The 10361-nt window shown below is 70.1% G+C and carries 9 protein-coding genes; 4 read left to right on the top strand and 5 right to left on the bottom strand.

The window, feature by feature from the left end:
- Positions 1-61 precede the first annotated feature (61 nt).
- Entirely contained in the window at positions 62-766 is a 705-nt protein-coding gene (locus tag HMPREF0731_RS03065) for a GntR family transcriptional regulator (protein ID WP_007002549.1), read from the bottom strand.
- A gap of 117 nt (positions 767-883) precedes the next feature.
- Between HMPREF0731_RS03065 and HMPREF0731_RS03070 the strand changes: the two genes are divergently transcribed.
- The 4 genes from HMPREF0731_RS03070 to HMPREF0731_RS03085 are packed head-to-tail and all read left to right on the top strand — an operon-like array spanning position 884 to position 5362.
- A complete protein-coding gene (locus tag HMPREF0731_RS03070; protein ID WP_007002550.1) occupies positions 884-1849 on the top strand; it encodes a 2-hydroxyacid dehydrogenase in 966 nt (321 codons plus the stop codon).
- Between the two features lie 12 nt (positions 1850-1861).
- Positions 1862-3613, top strand: coding sequence for an L-arabinonate dehydratase (araD, locus tag HMPREF0731_RS03075; protein WP_007002551.1), 1752 nt, complete (start codon positions 1862-1864; stop codon positions 3611-3613).
- Positions 3614-3624: 11 nt separating this feature from the next.
- Positions 3625-4341 (top strand): ribonuclease activity regulator RraA, encoded by a 717-nt coding sequence (locus tag HMPREF0731_RS03080; protein ID WP_007002552.1) that lies wholly within the window; start codon positions 3625-3627, stop codon positions 4339-4341.
- Between the two features lie 37 nt (positions 4342-4378).
- A complete protein-coding gene (locus HMPREF0731_RS03085) occupies positions 4379-5362 on the top strand; it encodes a Bug family tripartite tricarboxylate transporter substrate binding protein (RefSeq protein ID WP_007002553.1) in 984 nt (327 codons plus the stop codon).
- 43 nt (positions 5363-5405) lie between these two features.
- Here the strand turns inward: HMPREF0731_RS03085 and HMPREF0731_RS26325 are convergent, their stop codons facing one another.
- From HMPREF0731_RS26325 to HMPREF0731_RS03105, 4 genes are all read right to left on the bottom strand, one after another.
- Positions 5406-6422 carry a hypothetical protein gene (locus HMPREF0731_RS26325; RefSeq protein ID WP_157135907.1) on the bottom strand — a complete coding sequence of 339 codons (1017 nt, stop codon included), beginning with the start codon at positions 6420-6422 and terminating at the stop codon, positions 5406-5408.
- A 58-nt stretch (positions 6423-6480) separates the two neighbouring features.
- A complete protein-coding gene (locus HMPREF0731_RS03095) occupies positions 6481-7971 on the bottom strand; it encodes an amidase (protein WP_007002555.1) in 1491 nt (496 codons plus the stop codon).
- A gap of 73 nt (positions 7972-8044) precedes the next feature.
- A complete protein-coding gene (gene ggt / locus HMPREF0731_RS03100; protein ID WP_007002556.1) occupies positions 8045-9652 on the bottom strand; it encodes a gamma-glutamyltransferase in 1608 nt (535 codons plus the stop codon).
- Positions 9653-9672: 20 nt separating this feature from the next.
- Positions 9673-10361: SDR family NAD(P)-dependent oxidoreductase (locus HMPREF0731_RS03105; protein ID WP_007002557.1), on the bottom strand; the 689-nt coding region annotated here is incomplete at its 5' end.

The following is a 10361-nucleotide window of genomic DNA, read 5'->3' on the forward strand; positions in this document are numbered from 1 at the left end:
GGCCTGGCGCTGAGCTTCGCCGGCTGACGGCGCGGGGCGGGGCGGGGCCGCCGCCCCGCCCTCAGGGCTGGAAATAATCCGGCCGCGCCTGGCGGATCTGCGCCAGTTCCCCGAGCGTGCCAGCGAAATGCGCGCGCAGCCTGGACGCCGCCGCGGCTGGATCGCCGGCCAGAATGGCCGCCACCAGGGCACGGTGCTCGGCCAGAATCGAGGCCGCCTTGCCCGGCGCCGGCAGGTGCAGCCGCCGCAGCCGGTCCAGATGCCCGCTGCGGCTCCGCACCAATGCCCAGAGCGGGGCCCGCCCCGCCGCCTCGTAGAGCGCGGCGTGGAAGCCGTCATCGGCGGCGGCGAAGCCGGCATGGTCGCCGAGCAGCGCCTCCTGCCGCGCCAGCCAGCCCTGCAAGGAGGCCGCCAGCCCGGCCGGCGGCTGCCGCGCCAGGGCCTGCACCAGCTCCAGCTCCAGCGCCAGGCGCAGGAAGCGCGCCTGGCCGGCGCTCTCCAGATCGATCCGCGCGACGCGGGTGGAGGCGCTCGGCACCACCTCGACCAGCCCTTCCGCCTGCAGCCGCAGCAGCGCCTCGCGCACCGGGGTCTGGCTGAGGCCGAGCTGCGCCGCCAGCGCCGCGCGCGACAGCACCGCCCCGGGCGGCGGGCTGAGCGACAGGATGGCGGCGCGCAGGCTGTCGAAGGCCAGCTCGCCCGCAGTGGGGCGGCGGCCGATCGGTTGCAGCAGGGGCGGTTCGTCGTCGGGCGGAAGGGGCCTCATGCGCGCATCCTAGCGCGGCATGGTGAAATCCGAAATATCGGCGGGTTGCCTGACAAGATGATGTTTCGTAGTCTCACTCCAAGCGCCGCCCCGGAGGACGGCCGAGAAGGAGACGCCATGCCGAGCCCCCTGCCCCGCATCCTGGTGGCACGCCGCCTGACCCAGGCCGCCACGGAGCGCGCCCGCCGCGATTTTGACGCGATCCTGGCCGAGCAGGACATGACCGCCGAGGAAGCCATCGCCGCGGCCGCCGCGCACCAGGCGGAGGCGCTGCTGATCGGCCCCAAGGTGAAGCTGGACGAGGCCGCCATCGCCCGCCTGCCGGCGCATGTGAAGCTGATCGCCAACAGCAGCGTCGGCTATGACCATATGGATGCCGAGGCCGCCCGTGCCCGCGGCATGCTGGTGACCAACACCCCGGATGTGCTGACCGACTGCACCGCCGATTTGGCCTTCCTGCTGCTGCTGGCCGCCTGCCGCCGCGCCCATGAATACGAGGCGCTGATGCGCCAGGGCTGGCGCAAGGGGCTGGGCCTGCCGGACATGCTGGGAGTGCGGCCCTCGGGCAAGACGCTCGGCATCGTCGGCATGGGGCGCATCGGCCGCGCCATGGCGCAGCGCGCGCGCGGCTTCGGCATGCGCATCCTCTACCACAACCGCAACCGCCTGGCGCCGGAGCTGGAACAGGGCGCGGAATACTTCCCGACGGTCGCGGAGATGCTGCCGCACTGCCAGATCCTGTCGCTGCACCTGCCGGGCGGCGCGCGGAGCGGCGTGCTGATGGACCGCGCCGCCTTCGCCGCCCTGCCGAAGGGGGCCGTCTTCGTCAACACCGCGCGCGGCTCGCTGGTCGATGAGGATGCGCTGCTGGAGGCGCTGACCAGCGGGCATCTGTTCGCCGCCGGGCTCGACGTGTTCCGCAAGGAGCCCGATTACGACACGCGCTTCGCGGCGCTGCCGAATGTCTTCCTGACCCCGCATGTGGCCAGCGCCACGCTGGAGACACGCGACGCGATGGCGATGCGCGCCCTCGACAACATCGCGGCCGTCACGGCCGGCCGCGCCCCCCTCGACCCCGTCTGAGGCCTGCCCGCCATGAGCGATTCTCCCCTGCCCCACATCAAGAAACCGGACGAGCTGCGCAGCCGCCGCTGGTTCGGCCCGGCCGATCTGCGCAGCTTCGGCCACCGCTCGCGCGCCATGCAGATGGGCTACGCGCCGGAGGAATGGACCGGCAAGCCGATCATCGCCATCCTCAACACCTGGTCCGATCTCAACCCCTGCCACGCGCATTTCAAGCAGCGCGTGGATGATGTGAAGCGCGGCGTGCTGCAGGCCGGCGGCTTCCCGGTGGAGCTGCCGGCGATCTCGCTGGATGAGAGCTACCTGAAGCCCACCAGCATGCTCTACCGCAATCTGCTGGCGATCGAGGCGGAGGAGCTGATCCGCAGCCATCCGGTTGATGGCGTGGTGCTGATGGGCGGCTGCGACAAGACGACGCCCGGCCTGATGCTGGGCGCCACCAGCGCCAATGTGCCCGCCATCTACCTGCCGGCCGGCCCGATGCTGCGCGGCAACTGGGCGGGCAAGGTGCTCGGCTCCGGCTCGGATTCCTGGAAATACTGGGACGAGCTGCGCGCCGGCAAGATCACCGAGAAGGACTGGCTCGGCGTCGAGCAGGGCATCGCCCGCAGCTACGGCACCTGCATGACCATGGGCACCGCCAGCACCATGACGGCGATCGCCGAAGCCGCCGGCATGTGCCTGCCTGGCGCCTCCTCGATCCCGGCCGCCGATGCCAACCACATCCGCATGGCCTCCGCCTGCGGCCGCCGCATCGTCGAGATGGTGTGGGAGGATCTGACGCCGCAGAAGATCCAGACGCGCGAGGCCTTCGAGAACGCCATTGCGGTGGCCATGGCGATGGGCTGCTCGACCAACGCCATCATCCATCTGATCGCCATGGCCCGCCGCGCCGGCCAGGATATCGGGCTCGAGGATTTCGAGCGCTACAGCCGCAAGGTCCCCGTCATCGGCAATGTGCGCCCCTCCGGCAGCACCTATCTGATGGAGGATTTCTTCTACGCCGGCGGCATCTGCGCGCTGATGAACAACATCCGCGAGCATCTGCACCTGGACTGCCTGACGGTGACCGGCCGGACCATGGGCGAGAACATCGAGGGCGCCAAGGTCTACAATGACGACGTGATCCGCCCGCTCTCCAACCCGATCTACGGGGAAGGCTCGCTGGCCGTGCTGAAGGGCAATCTCGCGCCCTCCGGCTGCGTCATCAAGCCGGCGGCGATGGACCAGAAATTCCTCAAGCATTCCGGCCCGGCCGTGGTGTTCGACGACTACCCCTCGATGAAGAAGGCCGTGGAGGACGAGAACTACCCCTTCACCGCCGATTCCGTGCTGGTGCTGCGCAATGCGGGGCCGCAGGGCGGCCCGGGCATGCCGGAATGGGGCATGCTGCCGATGCCGAAGAAGCTGCTGAAGGAAGGCCACCGTGACATGCTGCGCCTGTCGGATGCGCGCATGTCCGGCACCTCCTACGGCGCCTGCGTGCTGCATGTGGCGCCCGAGAGCTTCATCGGCGGGCCGCTCGCTTTGCTGCAGACCGGCGACATCGTCGAACTCGACGTGCAGGCGCGCAGCATCAACATGCTGGTCTCCGAGGAGGAGCTGGCGCGCCGCCGCGCCGCCTGGGTGCAGCCCGCGGCGCGCTATGAGCGCGGCTATGGCTACATGTTCACCAAGCATATCCGCCAGGCCGACGAAGGCTGCGACTTCGACTTCCTGCGCACCGATTTCGGCGCGCCGGTCCCCGAACCCGTGATCTACTGAGGAGCCGCATCATGGCCCTGAGCACCGAGACGCGCGACAAGCTGAAGCAGGTCAGCACCGCCACGCTGGCCACCGCGCTGTTCAAGCGCGGCTTCCGCACCCAGATGATCCAGGGTGTGCAGCCGCTGCGCCCCATGACCGAGAGCATGGTGGGCGAGGCCTTCACGCTGCGCTACATGCCGGCGCGCGAGGATCTCAACAAGCTCGAGGTGTTCCGCGACCGCGGCCACCCGCAGCGCAAGGCGGTGGAGGATTGCCCGCCCGGCGCCGTGCTGGTGATGGACAGCCGCAAGGATGCGCGCGCGGCCTCGGCCGGCGGCATCCTGGTGACGCGGCTGCAGCAGCGCGGCGTCGCCGGCGTGGTCACCGATGGCGGCTTCCGCGACAGCGCGGAGATCGCGACGCTGGACATGCCGGCCTATCACAGCCGCCCCTCGGCGCCGACCAACCTGACGCTGCACCAGGCGATCGACATCAACGTGCCGATCGGCTGCGGCGACGCGCCGGTCTTCCCGGGCGATGTCATCGTCGGCGACAATGACGGCGTCATCGTCATCCCCGCGCATCTGGCGGACGAGATCGCCAACGAGGCGACCGAGATGACCGCCTTCGAGGATTTCGTCACCGAGAAGGTGCGCGGCGGCCAGAGCATCCTCGGCCTCTACCCGCCGACCGATGAGAGCAATCTCGAGCTCTTCGCCGCCTGGAGGAAGCAGAACGGGCGCTAGCGCGCCCCCTCCCCCGACGTCCAAGGAGAAAACAACAATGAATCGTCGTCACCTGCTGCGGCTGGGCGCGCTCGCCGCGCCCGCCCTGCTGCTCGCCCGCCCGCTGCGCGCGGCCGAGGAATGGCCGTCCAAGCCCGTCACCATCATCGTGCCCTTCGCGCCGGGCGGCTCCTCCGACATCATCGGCCGCGCGGTCGCGCAGCGCATGACGGAAGCGCTGGGCAAGCCCGTGGTGGTGGAGAACCGCCCCGGCGCCGCCGGCGAGATCGGCGCCCGCGCCCTGGCCCGCGCCACGCCGGATGGCCACCTGCTGATGGCCGCGCCCATCAGCACCTTCGCCATCAACAAGGCGCTGCGGCCGAATCTGGGCTATGATCCGGAGAAGGATTTCACCAACCTCACCCAGTCGGTCTCGACGCCGAATGTGCTGGTGGTCAATCCGCGCCAGGTGGCGGCGAACGACCTCGCCACGCTGGTGCCCTGGCTGAAGCGCAACGGCGCGCAGGATTCCTACTCGACCAGCGGCGTCGGCTCCTCCGACCATCTGACGATGGAGCTGTTCAAGCAGCTGACCGGCACCAACATGGCGCATATCCCCTATGCCGGCGGGGCGCCCGCGACCACCGACCTGATCGCCGGCAATGTGCAGATGTCGTTCCAGAATCTCGGCTTCATCACGCCCTTCATCCGCGACCGGCAGGTGAAGCCGATCCTGGTGACCTCGGCGCAGCGCCATCCGCTGCTGCCGGACGTGCCGACGGCGGCCGAGGCCGGGCTGCAGGATTTCGTCGTCTCCTCCTGGCAGGCCATGGCGGCGCCACCGAGGATGGAGGCCGGGCTGACGGCGCGGGTGCACGCCGCCATCGCCGCGGCGCTGCGCCACCCGGCGACGGTGGAGCAGATGGACCGCATCGGCTTCTCGGTGGTCGCCAGCACGCCGGACGAGTTCCAGGAGTTCCAGCGCCGCGAGATCGCGCGCTGGACCGAGGTGGTCCGGCGCGGCAACATCCAGCCGGCCTGAGGCGAGGCACACCGGGCGGCGTCGACGCCGCCCGGTTCGCCGGTCAGGCCGGGGTGAAGGCCAGCCAGGCCATCTGGAAGCTCTCCGGCGTCTCGCCCGGCTGGAAGTCCAGCGAGATCTCCTGCACCCGCCCGGCGATGGCGTAGCGGATGTTCCAATCCTCGTTGTGGCGGAAGATCTGCAGGTCCTGCGCCGTCACGCCGGCCGGCAGCACGATGCGGTCATAGATGTCCCAGCTGGCGCCGGGCAGGCTGCCGACGATGTCGTATTCGTAGGCCTGGCTGGGCACGCCGAAGACGAACTGGTCCATGAAGACGCGCAGATAGGGTGGCGAAGGCGGGCCCGGGTAATAGGGCGGCGGCGAGACCAGGGTCGGCGTGTCGCCGCCATAGAGGATGTCGTTGCCGCCGCCACCGATCAGGATGTCGTTGCCGTAGCCGCCATTCACCAGATCGTCGCCGTCGCCGCCATCCAGCCGGTCATGGCCATAGGCGTAGAAGCCGCCGGTGACATACCATTGGCCGGCGATGATGGTGTCGCGCCCGGCCCCGCCGGAGACAACCCACTGGCTGCGGCCATCGAGAACGCTGAAATCGTCGTCGCCGCCGCTGCCGGTGACGACAACGCCGCGCAGGCTCTGCCGCCCCTCGTCATGGCCGTATTCGACATAGTGCTGCCAGGCGGAGCGCACCTCGCCGCGCAGATAGGCGTCGAGCACATCGGCATTGGCGGCGAAATAGCCGCCGGCGTTGGTGAAGCCGAGCTCGCTCGGGAAGTAGGTGTTCTGGGTGCCATAGACCTGGCGCGGCGAGCGTTCCTCGAACTGGCCGTAGCCGATCCAATGGTCATAGCCGGAGGCGAAGCGCCCATCGCCGATCGCCTCCGCCACGTCGAGCTGGAAGCGACGGTAGAAACCCTCGTCGAAATAGGCGTTGGGGTTGCGCCCCTCGTAGCGGCCGAAGCGCTCGTAATGGCCGCCGGGATCGGTGGCCCACCCGCTGGCCGCGACATCGCCATTGGTCGCGAGATAGTAGGCGGAATCGAAGAAGTCGAGCGCCATGGCCATCCTCTCCCGTTGCGCCGGCGGGCGGGCGCGGGGCGCGCCCGCCGCCCCGTTCTCAGTCGAAGCTGAGGAAGTTCGGCATCTCGCGGATCGGCTGTGCCGCGCGCAGCTTCGCCAGGTCCGGCACCGGGCGGGCGAGCGTGGCATCACCCGCCACCGCCGCCTCGATCGCCGCGGCCACCGCCACCACCAGCGCATCGCCGCCGCGGGGCCCCACGATCTGCAGGCCGAAGGGCAGCCCCGCCTTGTCGACGCCGAGCGGCAGCGAGATCGCCGGATGCCCCGGCACCGTCACCGCATAGGCCAGCGCCAGCCAGTGGAAATAGTTCTTGGTCGGCTTGCCGTCGATCTCCGCCGGATACAGCTCGGCCCAGGGGCGCGGCGAGAGGGTGATCGCCGGCGAGATGACGACGTCGTAGCCGCGCGCGAAGAAATCCTGCCAGTTGCGGTAGATCTTCGTCTGCTGCACCGAGGCGCGGGCCACGTCATTGGCGCTGTAGCCGAGGCCTTCCTCGACATTGGCGCGCACATTCGGGCCGACATCCTGCGGCCGCTTGCGCACCTTCTCCTCATGCGCCGCCAGGAAATTCAGCGCGCGCAGGATGGCGAAGACCTCGTCGGTGCCCTCGCAATTCGGCGTCGCCTCCTCGACCCGGCCGAAGAGCGGGGAGAGCGCCTGCACGCGGCTGGCGAAGACCTCGCGGATATGGTTCTCGGTCGGCGCGAAGCCGAAATCCGGCGTCGCGGCGACGCGCAGGCTGGAGAGGTCGATCGCCTCGTCGAAGGCCATGCCGCGGCGGACATCGCAGTCCGGCAGGGTGTAGGCCAGCGGGTCGACGCCATGATCGGCCGCCATGACCGAGAGCATCAGCGCCAGGTCGCCGACATCGCGCGCCATCGGGCCGAGCACCGGCAGGTTGGACCAGCCGAGCAGGCGGCGCTCCGCCGGCACCATGCCGGGGCTCGGGCGGAAGCCGACGATGCCGTTGAAGGCGGCGGGGTTGCGCAAGGAGCCGCCAGTGTCCGAGCCCGAGGCCAGCGGCACCATGGAGCAGGCCAGCGCCACGCCCGAGCCGCCGGAAGAGCCGGCCGCCGAGCGCGTCGGATCGAAGGGGTTGCCGGTGGCGCCATAAACGGCGTTGCGGGTGTTCGCGCCGGCGCCGAATTCCGGCGTGTTGGTCTTGCCCAGGATAATGCCGCCGGCGGCGCGCAGATCCGCCACCATGGTGGAATCCTTGGCCGGCACATGATCCTTGAAGATCGGGCTGCCGAAGGTGGTGACGAGGCCCGCCGTCTCGTCCAGGTCCTTGATGCCGAGCGGCAGGCCGTGCAGGGGCCCGAGCTTCTCGCCCTGCATCACCGCCTGCTCGGCCTGCTGCGCCGCCTTGCGGGCGGCGCCTTCATCCATCGCGACCATCGCGTTCACCGCGTGGTCGACCTCGCCGATGCGCTTCAGGCAGGAATCGAGCAGCTCGACGGGCGAGAGCTTCTTCTCGCCGATCAGGCGGCGCAGGGTGACGGCGGAAAGGTCGCAGGGCTCGGTCACGCGGCGGATTCCTTGCTGTGGCACACGGAAAGAAAGGCGCCGGGCGGGATCACCGCCCGGCGCCGCGTCAGGCTCAGTAGCCCAGCGCGCAGCCATCCTTGCGCGGATCGGAGCCGCCGACCAGCACCCCGCGCGCATGGTCGATCAGGATCGCCTGGCCGCCGCCATGCGGCTTGTCGATCAGCTCGCAGACATGGCCCATGCGGTTCAGCTGGTCGACCACCGCCACGGGGATGCCGCGCTCGATCTGCAGCTTGCCCTGGTAGGGGAAGAGGCGCGGCAGATCGAGCGCGCTCTGCACGTCCAGGCCGAACTCGAAATGGTTGGTCAGGAACAGCGTCTGGCCCATCGGCTGGAAATGCCCGCCCATCACGCCGAAGGGCATGATGGCGCGGCCATCCTGCATGACCATGCCGGGGATGATGGTGTGCATCGGACGCTTATTGGGCGCGATGCAGTTCGGGTGCCCCTCCTCCAGCCGGAAGCCGAAGCCGCGATTGTGCAGCATCACGCCGCTCTTCTCGGCCAGGATGCCGGAGCCGAAGCTCTCGAACAGCGAGTTGATGAAGGAGCAGGCATTGCCCTCGGCATCGACGACGCAGAGATAGACGGTGTCGCGGTGCTTCGGCAGCATCGCCGCCATGCCGGCCGGCGGCAGCTCGCGCATCGCCACATCGTCGCGGATCAGACCACGCAGCTGCGTCGTGTATTCGTCCGAGGTCAGCTTGGCGACCGGCACCTCGACCTGGGACGGGTCGGCCAGGAAGCCGTCGCGGTCGCGATAGGCCAGGCGCGCGGCCTCGACATGGCGGTGCAGGCGGGTGGCGGAAAGCGGGCCGCCCTCCGGCGTCTCCATCTGGCCGAGCACGCCCAGCATCTGCAGCACCAGCAGGCCCGAGCCATTGGGCGGGCACTGGAAGATGTCGAGGCCCTTCCAGCGCGTCTGGATCGGCGTCACGAATTCGGCGACGTCGAGGCCGGCGGCGAAATCGGCCTCGGTGTGGGTGCCGCCGGCGGCGCGCAGGGTCGCCACCATGTCGGCGGCGATCTCGCCCTCATAGAAGGCGCGCGCACCCTTCTCGCCAATGGCGCGCAGCGTGCGGGCCAGCGCCGGCTGGGCGAATTTGTCACCGATGGCGAAGGGCTTGCCATCCTTCAGGAAGTGGCGGGCGGTCGCCTCGTGCTTGCCCAGCTTGTCGGCCGCGGCCTCCCAGTCGGAGGCGACGCGGGCATGCACCGGGTGGCCTTCCTCGGCCAGCTTGATGGCGGGCGCCAGGATCTGCGCCAGGGACAGCCTGCCATGCGCCTTGTTCAGCTTGTCCCAGGCCGAGACCGCGCCCGGCACGGTCACCGAATGGGCGGAGGTCGCCGACATGGCCGTCAGCCCATCGGCGCGCAGCTTCTCGGGCGTGGCACCCGCCGGCGCGCGGCCCGAGCCGTTCATGGCGACCACCTGGCCGGTGCCCGCCGGGGCATACAGGCAGAAATTGTCGCCGCCGATGCCGGTGGATTGCGGCTCGATCACCGCCAGCACGGCGGCGGCGGCGATGGCGGCGTCCATGGCGTTGCCGCCCTGGCGCAGGATGTCGATGGCGGCCAGCGAGGCCGCCGGCATGGAGGTGGCGGCCATGCCGTTCATGGCGAGGACAGGGCTGCGGCCGGGGGAGTGGAAGTCGCGCATGGGATTCTTTCGGACAGGTCTCAAACGGAACAGAAGCCGCCATCGATCAGCAGCGAGGCGCCGCTGATCATGGCGGAAGCGGGGGAGGCCAGAAAGACCACCGCGCCCATGATGTCCTCGACACCCATCATGCGGCCGAGCGGCGTGCGGCGCAGATGGGCGGCGCGGAACTTCTCGTCGGACAGCAGGCCGGCGGTCAGCGGCGTCTCGACGAAGCCGGGGCAGAGCGTGTTGACGCGGATGCCCTTCGGGCCCAGCTCGGCGGCCATCGCCTTGCTCAACCCTTCGATGCCGTGCTTGGTGGCGGTGTAGACGGTGCGGTTCAGCCCGCCGACATGCCCGTTCACCGAGGAGAGGTGGATGATGCTGCCGCCCTTCCCCGCCGCCACCATGCCGGCGGCCACCGCCTGGGCCACGGTGAAGGCGGCGCGCAGGTTCAGGTCGACCAGGGCGTCGAAGCTCTCGTCCTGCACCTCGGTGAAGGGCTCGCGGATATTGGTCCCGGCATTGTTGACCAGGATGTCGAAGGGCCCCTCGCGCTCCACCAGGGCGCGCACCGCGGCGCGGTCGGTGACGTCCAGCGCATGGGCGGAGAGCTTCAGGCCAGGGCCGGCCGCGGCGATGGTGGCCTGCATCTCGTCGAGGGCGCGTGCGGCCATCACCACCTCGGCCCCCGCGGCGGCCAGCGCCAGGGCGGCGGCGCGGCCGA

This window comes from Pseudoroseomonas cervicalis ATCC 49957, from assembly GCF_000164635.1.
Taxonomy (GTDB): Bacteria; Pseudomonadota; Alphaproteobacteria; order Acetobacterales; family Acetobacteraceae; genus Pseudoroseomonas; species Pseudoroseomonas cervicalis.